Below are 20028 nucleotides of genomic sequence, written 5' to 3' on the forward strand. Positions count from 1 at the left end.
CCAAGAGCCCCAAATTGCATGAGAGAGGAATTTTACATTTAAAAACCATTTCGGATTAATCAACCACCGTAATTTTTAGCTTCTTGTTCTTCACCGAGATATAATATTCGCCAGATTCCAGGATACGAGTTCCAGTCTCATCTACATAACTTAGATCACGCATGGGGTCTATTTCAAAACGAAAAACCGTTACCTCGCCCACCTTAATATTCTTCTTCTCGAAATATTTCAATTCCTTCACGGGTCTGGATATACTAGATACAGGATCAGTGACAAACCAATGTGCGGTTTCTGCGCCATCCCTATCACCCATATTAGCAATGGGGATTTCAACAACCAACTTTTCGGATTTTTGGATCGTATCTTTATTCGCTTTTAAATCTCCATACTTAAATGATGTATAAGTCAATCCGTGGGTAAATTCATAAAGTGGTTTATTGGTAATATCCTGGTATTTACCTGACCTTGGACGGCCTTGTTGCCGCATATTGTAATAGATTGGTATTTGTCCGGTTGAGAAAGGAAAAGTCATGGCGAGTTTACCGGATGGATTTATTCGACCAGAAATAATACCAGCAACAGGTGTGCCTCCAACAACTCCAGGTTGCCACATTTCAACAATAGCCTGACAATTAGGCTCAATAGCACCTAAAGCAAGTGGACGTCCATTTGATAATAACAGCACAATAGGCTTATCCAGCTTGCTTAATTCCAAAAGCAAATCTTCCTGAATTTCAGGAAGGGAAATAGTTGATCGAGAGGCATTTTCACCACTCCACGACTTCTTTTCTCCGAGACATAATATGACTACTTCTACTTTCCGGGCAACGTTTAATGCTTCCGAGAAACCAGTTTTATCGATGCCCTCAAAATCACATCCTTTGGCATAAGTTATCTTTGACTCCGGAAATTCTTGCTTCATTGCCTCATAAATGCTTATTACATCCTCAGCTTCACCATGTGCCGACCAGGAACCTAAAAGGCTTTCCTGCTCCTTAGCCATTGGGCCAATGATCGCCAAAGCAACGTTCTTGCTTATCGGAAGCGTCTTATGCTCATTTTTAAGCAAAACGGATGATTCCTCTGCCAATCTTTCTGCTATTGACAGATACTCCGCGAGCAAATAGCGCTCTTCCTCCGAAGCCTCAACCACATAGGGACGATCAAAAAGAGCCAATTGAAATTTGAGCCTCAGTACACGTCTCACAGCATCATCTAAACGTTCAATAGGAAGACTGCCGTCCTTGATCAATTCCGCTAAATTCCCCAGGTAAAGCCCATCGGCCATATCCATATCTACTCCTGCAGTAATGGATTTGAGAGCAGCCTCACTATCTGAACCGGCTACTCCTTGTGACTTCAGTTGCTTAATAGAATTCCAATCGGAAACCACAAAGCCGTTAAATCCCCATTTCTCTTTCAAAACCGCTGTCAACGTATAATGGTTGGCGCTGGCAGGAACACCACTAATATCGTGAAAACCACTCATAATCGTCGCTGCACCAGCATTTACGCCAGCCTCAAAAGGAGGTAAATACGTGTCCCAAAGTGTTTGCTTCGAAATTTCAGTATAGACATAATCCCGTCCCCCTTCCGAAGCACCATAACCTACGTAGTGCTTTAAGCAGGCCGCTATGGAATTCTCATCAGCAAGATCGTCTCCCTGGTATCCTTGCACTGAAGCAATCGAAAAAACCGCATTCGTATAAGGATCTTCCCCATATCCTTCTGCTACTCGTCCCCATCTGGGATCCCTGGCCACATCAACCATGGGTGAGAAAGTCCAGTCAATTCCGGAACTTCTGGATTCCTTGGCTGCTACTGTACAAGCCTGCTTTACAATTTCCGGATTCCAGGAACAGGCCTGCCCTAGTGAAATCGGATAGATTGTTTTAAACCCATGTATAATGTCATTTGCAAAAAGTATAGGTATACCCAAACGCGACTCTTCAACAGCCCTCTTTTGCAACGCATTACGAACAATCGGATCTTGATTCACATAAATCAAAGAACCTATTTCCGGTGGAATTTGATCCATCTCTCCACCCAAATTATTTACGGTCATATTTTTCCCAAATGCCACTTGCATTAATTGATAGATCTTTTCATCAAGTGTCATCTTTCCCATCAAATCACGAACCCGGCTTTCGATCGGCGCATTTTTATCTTTGTAAACAGGAAACTTATCATCCCTATTTCCAGAAGAAATGCATCCGAAAAGGATCAATAATGTAAAAATACCGAGAACGAACAATCCTTTATAGAAAACAGATTTGACGGACAATTTAAGATTCGTCTGTATGCTTGTCATGTCTCTAGTGCTTTTGCTAAAATCTTGAAATCTTTATCCATTCATAAAATCTTTCAATCCACTTATTAACGGGAAGACCGTGTTGATCCATGCCAAATCCGTGCCCCCCTTTCGAGAAGATATGAAGTTCAGCCGATAACCCTTTTGCTCTCCAGGCCGCATATAAATCCGGGCTCCCGGATGCGATTGGATCATCCGCAGCACATAAAATAAACAGGGGCGGAGCATTATCAGGGACTTCTTTTCCTCGGAGCCAACCACCATATATTGTAGCAGCAAAATCAGGCATACTACCCGGATCACTATTCAAAATAGTATGCATTGTAACTCCTGCTCCCGCAGAGAATCCGATCATCCCAATTTTGTCAGAACTGATATTATAGTCTCCTGCATGTTCTCTTACATACAGAATAGCTCGAATACCATCATCTCCGCCATAGTAATGTTGATTTGCTTCCGACTGATTTACAACTTTCGTGTCACCCTTTTCTTCCGCTTTCCTCATGGCTCTAATTCTTGCCCCAAATCCGTTCCAAAAATCTTTAAACTCCTCCGGGTCTTCCGGGGTCTTATTTAGCCGGTATTTGAGAACGAACGCTGTTATTCCCCTTTTTGACAGCCATTCTGCGACCGCTGTCCCTTCACTCTCGTAGGAAAGCCAGACATTCCCTCCTCCCGGACATATAATCACAGCAGTTCCTGTTGAAATTGACCTATCCGGCATAAACACCTCGAGCGTAGGATCAACAACATTGCGCAGCATTTTCGTAGTCGTCCCCGGATTGTTAAATTCGACCTCTTGATAATCCCAATCCTCAGAGCCGGGTGCCTTTCCCTCATACAAATGCACAATATTCTGGGAAAAAGCATTTCCGAACAGTAAAGAGATAAGTATGACGATAATAAACGATTTTTTCATTTCTGATTTTTTAGTTTAGTGTTCTAATTAATATTCTCGAGCCGACGAACGATCTTCGAATAATGCCCTATAGAAGGGATCCAGATGGCATATTCAGTAGTATTTCCCGTATATCCTTGTCAGGATCAACTACTACTTCACTTTTATCGACATCAAAAATCATTGTGCTCCTGCTGTCTTTGCCATAACCCGGCCAAGGTAGATTCTTAGTCCCTGGATTACCATTTCTCGCAAACGCGGCCCAGGCAGCACTCAATTGACGGGAAAGCTGTTCCGACTCAGGATAGAGTGTCAAACGCATTATTAGAGGTAAGTCACTGGTATGAAATGCCCTAAGTCTCCCTCCATCCACTGGTGTATTGTACCGGAAGTAATACATAAATACATCAGCCTGAGCTCGTTCAAGCTGCATTTCAGCCTGCTTAACCGCGTTGTAACGGGCACCACGATCTGTCGAAATCCTAAAATACAAATCACTTGGGCTATCCGAAGGGTGGGCTTTTTGATACAACGCTAGCATTTCATCGAGCTTGTCTTCAGGAATTTTTGCCTTCAACAATTCACTACGCAAACCGGCCCCATCCAGACTGAAAAGAGATTCGTTATTCAAGGCAAAAAGTGTAGCCTCATCTTTATCATTTCCAATCAACAATGGTATGTTAGCCGATATCTCCGGTGAATCGGGATACCAGGGATCCCTTGGTAATGAAAGACCGTCAACGACCGGTCCCTGTCTCATTCCTCGCCCCATGGTTGACCGGAATAACTCGTTCGCTGGAATTTTCTGCAGATCATCAACAGATGTCACACCTAATTTTGACATTAGCTCTCTGGCTGAATTTGTTGCGGCGTCAACATCCATGGCTTTTCCAACAAAACTACCGCTTTGGATGGCAGCCTTGTGGAACAAGCCTTTTGCTGCAGGCATAGCCAATAGTGTTGAAATCTTCGCCCCTCCTCCTGACTCACCAAAAATCGTAACATTTTCGGAATCACCACCAAAATTCTCGATGTTGTCACGAACCCATTCCAGCGCAGCAACTAAGTCTAATTGTCCGGGATTTCCAAGCTCATACTTTTTATCAATGCTCCCAAAATAAGTATATCCAAAAACATTCAGCCGGTGATTGATCCCTACCAGTACGACATCTTGTTCACGCACATGCTGGTCTGAAAAAACCGCCAGTAAACCACCACCATCCTGAAAGCCTCCACCATGAATATAAACCATCACCGGGCGCTTGCCTGTTATCCCAGGGGTCAGAACATTCAGATTCAGACAGTCTTCGCCACTGGGCTGTTTGGACAGTTCAAACCGATCTGAACGTCCACCGGAGAAATAAGGTCCAAGCCGATCGGTTTCAAAAATACTACGCCCCCCTTGAATACAGCGAGGGCCATTGGATGTACAATCTTTGGTACCTGTCCAGCTTTTAGGTTTTCTAGGTGGTAAAAATCTGGCTTCTCCTTCTGTCGTATCTCCATAAGGGATACCTCGAAAGATTTTAACTCCGTTAAAATCATATCCTTTTACCTTACCATAAATTGTTTCGGTTTCAATCTCGGCTGATGTAAAGCTCATCAGTCCATTTCCCGCCAAAACAACCGCAGGAATTGCCGAGAGGGTTGCAACAAGAAAGGATCTTCTGTTTATCGGTTTCATGATTGATTTTTAGGAATTTGAATTTCTGATTTCGTCTGCCAATTCCCTTGCTTCGCGGTCGGGATCGTTCCTCACTTCGCATACATCGTTCCAAATCATTACCGCTCCTTGCTCCCTATCGTACTTCGGCCAATACGGAATTCCCTCGTGATTAGGATCGCCCGTTCTGGCGAAACTAGCCAGTGCCAAACTCATTTTTTCAGCTAATTTGCGTGGTCTGTCCCCTCCTCCGGTCATTGTATCCATCACATCAGTTGTACTAAACCAAAATGGCAAATCGCTATTATGGTAAGCCCTTGGACGTCCGTCATAAAGCGGAGTAGCCCAGTCAAACCAGTAATTGTAAACTGCCCCGCCATTTGCCGTTTGCAATTCTGCTTGTTTTAGCTGACTATTTCGCCCGCCTAGCAAAGACCAAATCGCGACAGGTTTTTTCTCTGGGAATACTTTGGCATAAGCATCTATCACATCCTTAGTTCGGTTTCCAAAAGCCAGGTTCCCAACAAATAGTCCACTACCTCCCCGACCATTCTGTATCCTCTCTACAAGCTCCTCAAAAGTGATATCCTCCAGTGATGGATTGTCACCACTGTGGGATTGTTCGCCTGTACAACTACCAATAATCATAGGAATGCCTGCTGATATTGGGGGCGCTGACGGATCAAAAGGATGTCTTGGGATGTGTAGATTATCCAAGCAAGGAGCGTAAACCATTGAGCCCAAGGCACGATCTGCCCGGGTGATTCGATACAGCTCCTGCCAGGGTATATCCTGAATTTTATCGATGTTTGTAGGACTGATTCCTGCTGCTTTAAGAAAAGCATGGGCTTTTTCAGCCTGGGAATCATATGAAGCTACCTTCAACATTGCTCCGCTTATGGTCACAGCTTTATGGAAGAGCCCTTTAGCAGCAGGCATAGCCATCAGAATACTGACTTTGGCACCACCACCGGATTGCCCGAAAATGGTAACGTTACCGGAATCACCTCCAAAACTGGCAATATTCTCGTTTACCCATTTTAAAGCTGCTACACAATCCTGCATTCCTGCCGTTGCAGAATCTTTGTATTTATTTCCGCCAATAGCCCCAAGATTCAAAAATCCAAAAAGATTCAGGCGGTGGGTTACGCTAACAACAACCACGTCACCTATTTTACTGAGATTTTCTCCGATGTATGCTTCGATCTGGATCGATGAGCCCCCGGCAAAACCACCACCATGAAACCAAACGAGTACGGGTCGCTTCGTATTATTATTAATTTCCGGAGTCCATACATTAACAGACAAGCAATCCTCATCATATCTTTTCTCGGCCCAATCATAAGTAAACCAATCACTAAAATGGCTGAAATCAGGACGCATCGGGTCTCCCAATCCTCCACCTTGAGGAGCTGCGTTCCCAAAACTTAAAGCATTGCGTACTCCAGTCCATGCTTCAGGTTCCTGCGGTGCCATAAACCTGTTTTTACCCCCAGTTGAAGCACCGTAAGGTATGCCTTTATAGGTATAAATCCCGTTTCGCCGGTAGCCCCTTATTTTTCCGAACTTGGTTTCGACAATAGCTCCGTTTTCTGATATCTCCACTACCTGCTCCGGCAGAGATGGCTTTTTATCGGATGGAATTGAGCAAGATGTTATTCCAACGCCACTTAATCCCAGTGTCGCAGATCCAACACCTAGAGTCTTTAAAAAATCTCGTCTGTTGTTTGTCATAGGTTTAGTTTTTACAGGTTGTTAGATTTCGATCGTCAAGAGATAGCTAGTCAAAATTTAAAAACTCGCAAGGCATTAATACTTTGTTGGTAATTCGAACGCAATAAATTGCTCCTTTAAACCAGGATATTTTATTCTGTCGAACACCAATAGACGTATTTCCCTCTTCTATTGGTGAAAAATCAACAGAACCTTCCAATTCTTTTTTTCTATTAACGAAGGTAGCCTGCTCACCATCCTTTACCGTAAATGCTATATGATACCATTTGTCCAATGGATGTGTCAGCACCGAATCCATTAACACGACCCATTTCTCGTTCGAATCGAACATTCCATCCAAGTACCACGTTGTGTCATCCGATCGCATCTCCATTAAAACACGATCTTGCTTAACCGTACCTGTATGAAAATAACGTTGTTCTTCTGTGCCACCACGATCAAACCGGATGAGCATTTCAATGGTAAATTCTGAATGATCTTTCAACGGCATCTCTTCCAGAAGGAAGCCATCATCCATACCATCAAATTGGACAGCATTGCCATAAGGAGAATCAATTATTTTAGGATCACCCAAAACCGTGACATCTTCTCGTTCTTTCAGCAAATCTGTAATAATCCAAGTCTTCTTTGACATCACCTCCTGAGAGAACGCAGAGGAAGAAACAAACAAAAACAAGGAACAGAACACAAACGGCATAAACAAAGCGGCCCTGCGAGCGAAGACATTTCTATTATTTAAAACATTGAGTTGTTTCATCTATCCTTCTTATTAGTTTTTCTGGTTACTGACTAATATTTTCTCAGAAACCCTTGATTAATCATCCATTCCTCGAAAAGGGAAGGCCATTGGTCTGAGGGTTTGTTTTGTTTGACGACTGAAAATCCGTGTCCACCAGAATAAAAGCAATGCATTTCAACAGATTTCCCCGCATCTCTCCACTGCTCATAAAGACCCGGATTTCCTTTTGCAATCGGATCGTCAGTTGCCCAGGCAAGAAACATCGGAGGTGCATCTTCAGGAACACGATCTCCCAGAATGGCACCGCAATAAGCATAGACTGGCGCAACAAAATCGGGGCGGGACTCCGGCGTATAAGTCCGTCCAACAGAACCCGTAACAGTCCCTCCCGCCGAATAGCCGACGATTCCTATTTTTGCCGGATCAATTCCGAATTCAGCTGCGTGGCTTCTAACGTACCTAATCGCCTCAAGTCCATCTGCAACCGCAAGACGAACAAATGGGATAAAAATTGAATCTCGTTGTGATTGCTCTGCTTTATCTAATTCCGGATAGGGAAAAGGCATCAATCGATATTTTAAAATAAATGCTGTAATCCCTTTCTCTACACACCATTTAGCCGTCTCGGCACCTTCGTGTTGAAATGCCAGGCCCTGAAAGCCACCACCGGGGCAAATTATAAGGGCAGTTCCATTCTTTTTGCCTTCTTCAGGTTGGATGACTGTCAACGTAGGCATAGAAACATTCCGTATCGTAACAATCTCTCCATTCTCATCACGGCGGGCTGTTTCTTCCCTTGTCAATAGTTCAGATCCTGGAGGAACCCCACCATCATATAGAGGAATAACCGTTTGTGCTTGACAAACCACTGCTATTAGGTTAAAGAAGAGCAAGGAAAAGATTTGTAATGTTTTGTTCACCATGGGGTATTTTTTTAATGAATTTAATTTTCAACGATTACCGTGATTTCATCAGGTTTCTCATAGGTTGTCCGAACTGATCCATCAGGCAGTTTCTGATGTTCAATCGTCAATATTCCATGAGGCGTCGGAAAAGTACCTTTGACCCATTGCAGATCACCCAAATGAGGAGATAGTTTAATTACCTTGCAACCAGGCTCAACAACATTGACACCCAGCACATATTGAGTCAACCAAGCGGTAGGCCCGGATGCCCAGCCGTGGCATAGACTGTGACGATATCCAACATAACAGTAATCGCCATAATTAGCATGCACATCAATTTTCCCTTCGGGGATCAGTTCATCTATCCGGGCAGCGTTTGTCATCCAGTCGATGTCAAAATCTTCCCAAAAAGTAGTGGCTCCCAAATCAAGCATAGCTCCCCAGTACTCCCGGATATTGTCAATTGCCCCCTGATAGTCTCCAGCCATTGCACGAGCAGTGAGCATATAATAACCATAGAAAGTTGACATTTTATGAACCCCATCCAGGCTCAGAGCTTTTTCATTTGCCAGTTGAGGGGAAATCAAACCAGATATCGCAAGCAAAGCAGCATCTTGCTTGGTGCCTGCCATTTCCGGTACATATTTCTCTATCTTCGCTATTGATTGTTCACAAAGTGCAACGGTTCCGGTTTCATCCAGAATCCTACACAACTCGGCTCCAGCGTTAAAGGCCATCATCATCATAGCTTGGTAACCAGCATCAGTTGCTTCTTTATTCTCACTGGTAGGCCAGTCCAAAAATCGTTCTCCGTCCAATATTTCCTTCCCGTCTTCATCAATATATTTTGCAAGTTGGTGGAGCAAACCAACCAAGTATTCTTTCTGTTCCTTGAGGTAGCTCAGATCACCTTGGTAATTATACCAATCCCGTTGTACCATTATCCACCACATGGAGTATGAACTTATGCCGTTCATCCAGTTGGGAAGTGGATATTGATTTTTGGCGAAATCCAGCGTTTTGGGTACGACATCATTGTGTCCAAAAACAGAATTGATGGTCATCACTTCGGGGTGCATATCGCCTACCCACACAAGTCGGTCACGTTTAATTCCATCCCAGAGATAATTCTGCATATTCAGATGTACGGTGTATGCTCCGGTCATCCATATTGTATTTAGTTTTTCATCATTGCATGTAAAAGAGCCCAGGTATGGAATATCCCGATACCTGAAAATAGCGCTTATCTCCTTGATCCGTATTTTTGCATCAGCTCCCACCAAATCAATTCTGACAAAGCGAAAACCGGATTCACCGATTTCCAGGCGCCCCATATTCGTCAGGGCAACTTCAAAATCGCGCATCGCATGATCGTTTGTGGCCCCATTTACTCCTACATCAGTCATGGTCTCGCCCACCGACTCTCCCAATCGTATGCGCACTTTAACCGGAGGACCTGGATTTCCACGTGAAGTAACAATTTCAATTCCACCCTGAATTTCTCTTCCAAAATCAAGAACAACTCCATGTTGCATTACTCCATCATTCTTGATGGTAAATACATCCCCCCTGCTTAAATCCGATTGCCCGGTTGAAGGGTTCAACAACATTTCGGTGTTTTGTACGAATTTTCCGGTACTATCCGAAGTCCAGACAATTCCTTGTGGAACAATAAAAGCCTGGCTTAAATCCGATGTACGCACTCGTTGAAGATCCTGGTTATCAAAAACCGGTGGAAGTTGAGCCTTTACAACCGATACGCATAAACAAAGGATCGCCAATACGATTATTCGAATGTCTTTTATCTTTAAGTTTTTCATAATTGTAGGTTTTAAATTTTATGGTGCAGGTTTGAGCCCTTCCCATTTTACCACCCACGATCCGTCGTCTGGAAATCCGGGGGCGTTTCTATCGGGCGCACCATCCCAGCCTGCAGCCATCATTGCAACGGCGTATAACAGCCCACCATTACCTGGTAAATACGGACAAGGCCCACCGGTACACACCCCACGTTCATCATAGTGGTTTTTAGTACCAGCGTCCAACAATAGCGCGTCAACAGCCATTTTAGGTTCTCCAAGGCGCGCAGCAGCCATCGCTGTCCATGGAAAATCCCAGCCCCAGCAACGCTTCCACTGCCAAGTCTCCCATACTTTTAGCAGGCTGCGATGTGCTGTATCAAAATCCATATCTTTTTGAGGAGGTAGCATCCCCAAAACACCAACCGTATTAGGGTGTTCCCAGTTACGTTCTGTGTATGTATCTTCCCACTCCGGCGAATGCAAATAAAGCCCGTCCTTCACCGGTAGTTCTGCAAGATTTTGTATGACTTCATCCCAATGAGAGTTTCTCTCAGCTCCCATACGTTCCCGCCAAAGTTGAGCTTGTTGCAAGCCCCACTTCCAATAGGCCAAATCAAATATGTCATCCTTCGTGACTCCCTGTTCGCTCGGCGGCATAACAGGATCCAAATGAAAGATCCCGGTTTGTTGGTCGCGAACAGGATAGTCTGCCATGTATTCTGCAGTTCCCTCAATAATCTCTGCCCACTTTTCAAGCGTTTCATTTGTCGGATGAAGTCGGTAATCTAACTCTGCAAAAAAGATGGGGTGAGGCTGTTTCCAAATTAGAACCTGATTCCCCTCCCACGGGGCTGTTCTTCCTCCCGGACTTGCTGATTTTTGCCACTGGAAACCCTTGTACCCGAGCTGCTGTGCCAGTTCACGTGCCGTTGGGATGAAACGCTCGTAGATTGTCAAAGCACTATCTGCCATTTCCCAACGATCCCACAAGGCATAGTGCGCCAAATGCCACCAAATCATTTCCATATGAAATTGTCCCCGCCATGAATCGATTCCCATCAATCCAACTTCGGCAGGCGGATAACTTCCGGCAGACTGTACTGCCGTCAAATATTGCGAAAGAACAATGCGACGCTCCAATTCCTCCCAACGTTCATCTTTACTTTCAGATAGGTCTATTACGCCGCCTTTTTCCCAAAAGGCAGGCCAATGTTCTTTGTTTGCTTGTTCTGTCTCCTGAACGCCGGGGAGACTCTTTTTCAATGGATTAGAAGAAAAAGCACAGGTAAATTGCATCGAGGATACACTATTAGCCTCTAGACGCCACGTATTTGGTTCGGATTCTACCGGTGCCTTCAGTATACCACCATCACTCCAGTTTAAAGTCGTATAATAAACCACATCATCTATTTCCCTACGAAAATCAGCACGTTTATCACTCCTTTGATCATTCATGCGAATTGTGGAGTTCCCCTCAGTTCGTTTAAAATTGCCCACCCAAGGTTTATTCCGTTGAATCGCAGGATAAGGAAAATCGATTGCAATTCCCAACTCTCCATTCTCGAAAAGTGGTGATTCAATCCGAATTGAAACCATATCCGCAGAGGGATCTACGCAGGTTTCTACCTGCACCGGTTTGCCTTCCACTGAAAAAGAAGAAGTCTGAATCCCGGTCCATAAATCCATCGTCCGGGATAAATTCTGAATTTGTTCCGTAGCTACCGATTGGCCATCAGATTTGACCAAACGGATTCGCCCAAGATTAAAGCTGTGGGGATTGTCAAACATATACTGACGAATAGCTGAAGTTCCTTCGGGGAAAATATCTGGCCCGGTATTGCGTCCATTCTGAAAAGTACCGGTAGAAGGAATCTGATCCTTAGTTACACCTTCCGGAAGAGGAAACGAATGCCAGGCCCAGTGTGCCATCGTATTCCCACCGAAGGTCTGTAATCCGGTTCCGTCAACATTAAAGCAAAACTCACCATTACCAAGCGGAATTTGTCCGTCCAGATCATTCCACTCAATATTATGCCTGGTTACCAATGCATGTCGATCAATTAATCTTGCAGGCTTATCAGCATTACACTGAATACAAAAAACTGCAACTAGGCAGAGAATTACGATCGTTATTATAGAACTATTTTTTCGGTTCATATCATTTTTCTTTACTATTCATTTTCAGAATTATTGGCGAATTCAAACCAATCTAATTCAAACAATTCGTTCTTATCACCGGAAAAGGCCAACCAGACAGCATGAACACCCTCAACCTTTTTCATTTTTGAAGTCACTGTGTCCCAATCGCCGGACTCGTCTCCAGAAATATTCAAGACTCCAACTTCAGGCCCCCAGGGCTGATCAATCCTCACACTTATTTTTCCTCCATTTTGAAGAGCTTTTACCCTAAACTGAATTTGATCTGCTCCATCTTTGAAGTCAATATACTTGTAGGCCACCTTATCTCCATTTTGAATGCCTCCAAGTTTTTCGTTCATCGTTTCAAATAATTCAATCCTCGAATTACCCAAAAGCAAACAGGCGCGTTCTGCTTCAATTTTATCCAGCGATTTTAGCGGAGGTCCAGCCCCCTGAGAAGTCATCTCCACTTCATTTATGCTACCATCCATATTAAAAGTGATGGGCTCAACACATGCTTTTCGCATCATTCTACTGTTGTGTGTGGATCGATGATAGAAGACATACCATTGACCTTTAAATTTTACCACAGAACCATGGTTATTCCATGTTGACGGATCACAATTGTCATTATCAACTATAACTCCACCATATTTAAAAGGCCCCCAAGGCGAATCACTGGTAGAATACCCAATACAGGTTGGTTGGTTTCCCCTGCTTATATCGGAATAAACAAGATAATAGATTCCGTTTCTTTTAAACATAAAAGCGCCTTCGTGAAAAAAGTGTTCCTTCTCAGTAGCTAATTCGGGAACAATGGATAAGGAATCGATCTCCGTCATATTAGGCTTCAATCTGGCAATTTTCGCATCGAATTGACCCCAGATATAATAGGCCTGTCCATCATCGTCAATGAACACTGCCGGATCGATCTCTTCTATTCCTCCGAGTGCAATTGGGGCCCCGGAGCTAAACGGTCCTATTGGGGATTTACTCGTAGCAACCCCTTCTGCAGCCTTACGGTCTGGCTGGCAATAATACAGATAATACAATCCATTTTTGAATTGGCAGTCGGGTGCATAAAGTTCCTTATCAGAATAAAGGACTTCGTCGTTTTCGCCTCTCGATGCAAAAACATTTTCCTCCATATCCCAGTGAAGCAAGTCTGAGGTGGAGAGTACATGATAATCATAAGAACAGTAATACTCCGTACTTTCATCCAATGACCCGTAAACGTATAATTTACCATCCTGCCACACATGAGCTGAAGGATCAGCCAGATACACCCCAGCCGGAACAATCGGATTTTGGCAGAATGTTGAATTCGAAATAGTTAAAAAAAGAAGTAGCAATGGATAGTAAGTCATAGCCGAGTGAAACCTGGAATACGCCCCTTCTTTTGCTATTGTATTTCCAGTATCCATAACTACATCTTTTTTCGTGCTTAATCTCATTTGAAATTGACCTTATCTGGGTTTATTATTCTGTCACAACTGAAAATGTCGAAGTGACTATTTAACTGGTTTTATCGTAATTTTTCTCGAATACTCTTGCGGATACACCCGGTATGAATTCAACACCGGCTGGGAGGTATCGCCAACACCGGTAGTTTTATAATCCAAATTAAGCGTGATTCCATCGGCCTTCTCCAGTTGAAATGTATAGAGTGCTTTGGTTATGTTTTCCGTCGTGTATGCATGAACATTGAAATTGAATTGCTGATCCATCGAAAACTCAAGGCCTTTACCCTCTCCATTTGTCATTTTCAAATAGCGGTTGTCCATTCTCAGACCGTAATCCTGAGGAACTAGATAAGGCTCGTACATGTCATCTACTGTCGAATTATAAATCCCAAGTCTGTAACCACTTTTGCGATCGGGATAATTTTCCTGAGGTCCCCTTCCATACCATTCTACCTGGTCATACTCATTATCCAACATCAGACATATTCCGATTCGAGGTAGCAATTGGGGCATTTGACCTTGCGGCATTACATTGTGATTAATCTCGATAGTCCCATCTCCATATACCGTGTATTCATAGATACTTTCAAATCCGCCTATTGCACCGGCAGCTCCTCCTTCAATTAGGTAATCGAGGGATGCCGCATTCTGGTCTTGTCTTGAGAGAGCCACTTCCCGGACATAAATGCACACGACTCCTTCTGCCTCCTCCGCTCTTACCTCAAGCGGAATAAACTGGAGCTCATCCACTCCATTGGAATACAAATCCGTAGCCATAGTTCGTCCATACTCCGGTTTCCAGTTAGGCTGTCTGAAGCTGTAGCCTGCCCACCTGTCATTTTGGTTGTTAACCGGCGCTCGCCAAATATTTAGTTTGATTGGCGCCTTTAGCAGTTCATCTCCATCGACCAACATGGATTTAAGTTCGCCTGAATTTTCGTCGAAAGTGTATGAAAATCCTTCTCCTGTAATGATATGGTTCCCCTCTCTGTTTGATAATGTTGCCGCCAGATTGGTCGGAACCCTGGGGGGTAAGGGATCGTTCCAGCCAGTTAACTCAAACTGGTCCCATGAAATTTCATGGCCTTTTTTTGCCCATATTTCATCCTCCTTTAATGAGGAACTGATATTGAGCCGATACTCTTTACCACGAATAATCTCAGGCTTTTTATAGTTGACCATCACTTTAGAACGATTTCCCGGCTCGACATTCAATTCCAAAACACCTTGCTGAAGCACCTTATCATCTTCTGTCAGTGTCCAGGTCGATTCCCAGTGGGAAGCATTTGTAAAATCGCTCCGGTTCCAAACTTCCAGTACACCTTTTTCAGTACTCAATAGCCTAAAAGAGAGTGGCTGTGCTGACTTTTTCATTTGCCATAACTCTGGCTGAGGTTTACGGTCTGGCCAAATACTACCGTAAGTTCTGGCCCCCATTCCATTACTATAAAAAGCACCTCCATTAGTTTCTTTTTCAAAATCCAACCATAAAACGGCATCCGAAGGATTGAGGTTGCTGGAAGGTGATATGGCTTTTGCAAACAACCTGACATTGTCAATCTTCGAATCGCAGACATAGTCTTTCGTATCCTGCGTGTGAATTTCAGCGTTTCGACCAATATTCACAGGAAACGGCAAATTTTTGATTTTCCCACTCACTTTCGCCGATCCAACTTCAACACCATCGATAAAAAGTTTCATCTGAGCACCATCATAAGTCGCTAAAATGTTATGCCAATGGTTCTCCCAAATTTCAGGCAGAGGTACACTTAAAGTTTGTTTTTCCTTGGTGAAAATGTAGAAATCCAGTGAATCTTTCCCGTTTTGTATCACCCCGAACTGGTTACTTCCTTTGGTCAAAAAGGAGCCAGCGCTACTATTCAGGTAGCGGGGAAATACATCCATCATGATTGACAACTGATCTCCCGATATTTCAAGGTTATTACTTCTATAAACTTCAACCCACTCATCATGTCCGTTAAGATCTAGGCACTTTCCGTTAACTCCATTTACCAATTTTGAATTGCCCATTGCGTAGGTTGGTGTTTCAAAAGGAGATTTATCCGACAAAATACGAACCGAGTCGGTTAAACCGTTGCTCACAAAATCCCATATAGCACCACCCATAATTCTTGGGTGCCTATAAATAACGCGCCAGTACTCATCAAGCGCTCCTCCTCCATTACCGGTCACGGATAGATACTCGTCCATGAACGATGGCCGGCTATCAGTTGTGTCAAGTCCCAGATTAACTTCTTCCTGTAACGGAGACGGATAACGGGGACCGATTATGTCTTCGGCAGGATGAACCATATCATTGCCGCCATACATCCAGTAACGCGTAGGATCGAGCCGCTTACCTTCCTTTACGACCTCTGTGATATTTTCACCCTCACCTGCCTCATTACCAGCGCTCCAAAATAAAATACTTGGATGGTTTCGATCCCGAAGCACTGCCTTCCGAGTCCGATCTCTATACATTTCGGTGTACTCAGGCATATCCGACACATACTGTGTGGCGTGACACTCATTACCCACCTCATCAACGATAAACAATCCGTATTCGTCAGCCAATTCCAAATACCTATTAACGGGTGGGTAGTGGGATATACGTACCAGATTGAAGTTGAATTGCTTTAGAAGCTCCATGTCTTTACGGATGGTCTCTTCATCCACAACATGCCCCATTTCCGGGTGTTGCATATGCGTATTCGTACCATTCAGTTTTACCGGTACGCCATTGAGGTAAAAAACATTCCCAATGATTTCCGTCTTTTGAAAGCCAACTTTAGTTTGAATTTGGTCGATGATTTTGCCTTCATTATCAAGCAACTCCATCTTCAAATCATAAAGATTTGGAGTTTCAGAAGTCCATTTTTCCGGTTGTTTGATTAATTCGGAAAGATTGATCGTTTGCCTACCTTTTTTAACACTGAACTTTGAGCTGCCAAAGCTGGCAATCTTCCGGCCACTTCTCTCCAATGTTGCATTCAGCTTATAATCCTTTGTACTCTCTCCATAGTTTTTGATATCGATATTAAGCGATAGCTTCGAATCTGTATAACTTTCATCAAAATCGGTAATTACCTGCCAATCAAAGAGACGAACCTCAGGTGATGCGTACACCCATACATCGTCAAAAATACCAGCTAAACGCCAATAATCCTGGCCTTCCAAATAGTATCCATCAGAGAACTTCAACACGAAAACAGCAATCTCATTTTTTCCGGGTTTCAAATAGGATGTGATATTGTATTCAGAGGGCTCTTGTGCACCTTCATTATACCCAACCTCCTGACCATTTACCCATACAAAGGAAGCTGAAGCAATTTTCTCAAAATGCAAAAATACTTCCTGCCCTTGCCAATCAGCCGGCAAATCAAATGACTTTCTGTATGCTCCAGTAGGGTTGTATTCCTTCGGAACTTTCGGAGGAACAACCGCAAATTCTCCTGCATTTTGCCTTGCTGCTTCCGATTGCGCATATTGGTAACCCAAACTGATATTACGGAACATTCGATCGCCGTAACCCTTCATTTCCCAATTAGAAGGTACCTCAATTAAGTCCCATTCAGAATCATCGAAATCCATTTCGAAAAAATCGGACGGTATACCTTCGGGAACATCACTATAAAAGAATTTCCAATTGCCGTTAAGTAATATGTTTTGATCAGGTATATGAAATGCTCTCCCTTCCTCCTGCCCGAGCTCAAATACCTCGGTATTCTCAATGTATTTTGACCGGTTTTGTATGAAGCCGCCGTCCTGTGTCCACCCACTGCTTAAATAAAGCGTGCATACGATTAGTATAAATAGTTTTTTCATTTTTATTGGTTAGTAGTTTATCTTACCCGTGTTTTCTTTCTTTGAATACCTCTCTCCGAATCTATCTGTCCGCAGAAATTGGCTGGATCATCTGAAAAGAAAGAAACAAGGATCAGTTCAGTTAAAACTTAATGGTTTTGAGGACTTACATACTAGACGGTTCAGTCGACATCATCCACTATTCAAAAATTGAATATTATCCGATTTTATTTGACAAAACTCCTGTCATGGATAAAAGTCATATCGAGATACTTCTTGTATTTTCGTTATTTCGGGCACTAAGGAGCTCGCTTAAGCCCCTCCCATCTAACAATCCAAGAACCATCATCCGGAAATCCGGGAGCATTCCGATCCGGTGCGCCATCCCATCCTGCAGCCATCACCGCTGCAGCATAAAGTAATGCGCCATTTGTAGGCAGATAAGCACCTCCTAATCCCCGATTGATCCCGGCAATATCAAAAGCTGTCCCCAAGCCTCCAAGCAAGGATTCAACAGCCCCTTCTGCGTCTCCCATTTTGGCCTGCCCTACAGCTCCCATCGCAACTCCCCATCCCATATTTCTGCTGCCAAAAGCGCCTTCTGATGATTGGCTTATCATCTCTTTCATTTTAGCATAAGTTCGAGTGGCCGTTTCGAGTGTGATCGCCTCCGATGGAGGCATTAATCCAAGAATACCAGTAAGGCGCAATGGCCGTCCTTGACTGTCGACATAAATACCATCTTTAATTGGAAACTTTACAAGATGATTTAGGACCTTGTCCCAGTTCGGTTCTCGACCAAGCCCCATACGTTCTCTCCAGGTTTGTCCCTGTTCAATTCCCCAGTGCCAGAAAGCCAACACTTGTGGATTATCTCGAGACTCTCCCCACTCTCCTCTTCCCATATTTAATTCAATGTGATAAGTCTCGGTCTCCTTGTCCAACGTCAAAAAGTCAACCATATAATCCACTGTACCGAAAACGACTTCGGCCCATTTCTCAAGAGTTTCGCCTGTTGGGTTTAGTCTGTATTCCAGTTCTGCAAAATGTAGCGGTTGAGGTTGTTTCCATAGTAATGCCTGATTTCCCTCCCACGGAGCACTGCGCCCTGAAGGAGTAGCTGATTTTGGCCACTCTAAACCTTTAAACCCAAACTGCTTTGCCCTAGCTCGCGCAGTTGGCACAAAATGTTGATATGCTCGTACCGCCTCATCAGTCAATTGCCAACGATCCCAAAGCGCGAAATGTGCTTGGTGAAAGAAAATAATTTCAAAATGAAATTGTCCCCGCCAGGGATCTATATTCATCAGACCACTCTCGGATGAGGGCCAACTACCTGCAGCTTGAACAGCGGTTAAATATTGCGAAAGTACGATGCGACGTTCCAATTCAAACCACCTTGGATCAGTACTTTCAGAGAGATCAATAGCTCCTCCATTCATCCAAAAGTTTTCCCAGTATACTTTGTTAGCCTCTCGTGTTGATTCAAAATCAGCAATTATATCACCAATTGGATTAGGTGAATACGTGGTACTAAATTCTAAGGTTGACAGTCCATTTCCGTCAAGATACCAAACCTTATCCCCATCAAAAATCGAGGAAGTCACTTTAGCCCCTTCAGAGTAGCTCATCGCAACATGATAAGTGAAATCATCCACCTGTCTTGTAAAGTCAGCTCTGACTTTACTGGTTTGAGTGAGGGTTGTTAAGTTATTTTCGGTTCGCTTAAAATCACCGACCCATTCAATTTCATTGTTTAACGTCGGATAAGGAAAATCCAATGCCACTTTTATGATGCCGTTTGCTATTAAATCAGACTCAACTCTCACTGAAACCTGGTCGGTATGCGGATGCACATAAGTTGTTACCGTCACTTGTTGACCACTTCCTCCCATTTCAGCGGGATTGACCCAAACTCCTTTGTTTATCCATTCACCGCTCACGACAAAACTTGTGGTGTGTGTACCGGTCCATAGATCGATGCTTCTTTTGGCATTGCTTGTGATATCCTCAACGGTTAACTCAGCGCCATCATATCTGACAAAACGTAAGCGCCCCAAATTTACAATGTGGGGATTATCATACATCCAATTTGCAATCGCTTGTTTTCCCGTCGGAATAGTATCTGGCCCAATGTAATGATCTCCATTTTTCACATTGATGAATGAACCGGTTGGTGGAATTTGGTCAGGACTAATGCCTTGAGGTAGTGGAAATGAATGCCATCCCCAATGAGACATTGTGTTACCACCAAAGGTCTGAAGTCCTGTTCCATCCACACCAATACAAAACTCACCGTTCCCCATCGGGATCTGCCCTCGCTCCTCCCATGGCCACCGGATGTTATGTCTTGTCACCAAAGCATGACGATCTATTGGTTTGGGAGTTGTTGCGTAAGCGCCAACTGATGTATGTAGAAATACAAGTAGAAAAAAGGTAAAGATTGATGAATATTTTTGGGGGTGCATCTTGATTAGTATTACAGGTTTTAAGAGAATAAAAAAATGACTTAGAATGCCAGCTCTGTACGACTGGACATAAGCTAGATATTCCAGCTCTAAAATGAACCA

At 43.7% G+C, this 20028-nt stretch carries 11 protein-coding genes and 1 pseudogene; all 12 read right to left on the reverse strand.

What is annotated here, in order from left to right:
* Positions 1 to 55: 55 nt before the first annotated feature.
* Positions 56 to 2311 (reverse strand): glycoside hydrolase family 3 N-terminal domain-containing protein, encoded by a 2256-nt coding sequence (locus BC643_RS06020; protein ID WP_120272238.1) that lies wholly within the window; start codon positions 2309 to 2311, stop codon positions 56 to 58.
* Between the two features lie 16 nt (positions 2312 to 2327).
* Entirely contained in the window at positions 2328 to 3230 is a 903-nt protein-coding gene (locus BC643_RS06025) for an alpha/beta hydrolase (RefSeq protein WP_120272239.1), read from the reverse strand.
* 67 nt (positions 3231 to 3297) lie between these two features.
* Entirely contained in the window at positions 3298 to 4893 is a 1596-nt protein-coding gene (locus tag BC643_RS06030) for a carboxylesterase/lipase family protein (protein ID WP_120272240.1), read from the reverse strand.
* A gap of 9 nt (positions 4894 to 4902) precedes the next feature.
* Positions 4903 to 6477, reverse strand: coding sequence for a carboxylesterase/lipase family protein (locus BC643_RS06035; protein WP_170154408.1), 1575 nt, complete (start codon positions 6475 to 6477; stop codon positions 4903 to 4905).
* Positions 6478 to 6540: 63 nt separating this feature from the next.
* Positions 6541 to 6606 (reverse strand): annotated as a pseudogene (locus tag BC643_RS23745) (twin-arginine translocation signal domain-containing protein); the annotation flags it as partial.
* Between the two features lie 46 nt (positions 6607 to 6652).
* The gene (locus tag BC643_RS06040; RefSeq protein WP_120272242.1) at positions 6653 to 7363 is read right to left on the reverse strand and encodes a LamG-like jellyroll fold domain-containing protein; all 711 of its coding nucleotides are present in this window, start codon (positions 7361 to 7363) and stop codon (positions 6653 to 6655) included.
* Between the two features lie 32 nt (positions 7364 to 7395).
* Complete coding sequence (locus BC643_RS06045) at positions 7396 to 8268, reverse strand: alpha/beta hydrolase (RefSeq protein WP_120272243.1); 873 nt, start codon at positions 8266 to 8268, stop codon at positions 7396 to 7398.
* Positions 8269 to 8288: 20 nt separating this feature from the next.
* Complete coding sequence (locus BC643_RS06050; protein WP_120272244.1) at positions 8289 to 10070, reverse strand: alpha-L-rhamnosidase-related protein; 1782 nt, start codon at positions 10068 to 10070, stop codon at positions 8289 to 8291.
* Between the two features lie 18 nt (positions 10071 to 10088).
* Positions 10089 to 12098: a hypothetical protein gene (locus BC643_RS06055; RefSeq protein ID WP_147377150.1), complete on the reverse strand. Its 2010-nt coding sequence runs from the start codon at positions 12096 to 12098 to the stop codon at positions 10089 to 10091.
* A gap of 125 nt (positions 12099 to 12223) precedes the next feature.
* Positions 12224 to 13615, reverse strand: a complete 1392-nt coding sequence (locus BC643_RS06060) for a family 43 glycosylhydrolase (RefSeq protein WP_170154472.1) — start codon at positions 13613 to 13615, stop codon at positions 12224 to 12226.
* Between the two features lie 87 nt (positions 13616 to 13702).
* Positions 13703 to 17479, reverse strand: a complete 3777-nt coding sequence (locus BC643_RS06065; protein ID WP_120272247.1) for a beta-galactosidase small subunit-related protein — start codon at positions 17477 to 17479, stop codon at positions 13703 to 13705.
* A 278-nt stretch (positions 17480 to 17757) separates the two neighbouring features.
* Positions 17758 to 19926, reverse strand: a complete 2169-nt coding sequence (locus BC643_RS06070) for a hypothetical protein (RefSeq protein ID WP_120272248.1) — start codon at positions 19924 to 19926, stop codon at positions 17758 to 17760.
* Positions 19927 to 20028 lie beyond the last annotated feature (102 nt).

Origin of the sequence: Mangrovibacterium diazotrophicum, from assembly GCF_003610535.1 — a bacterium.
Lineage (GTDB): Bacteria > Bacteroidota > Bacteroidia > Bacteroidales > Prolixibacteraceae > Mangrovibacterium > Mangrovibacterium diazotrophicum.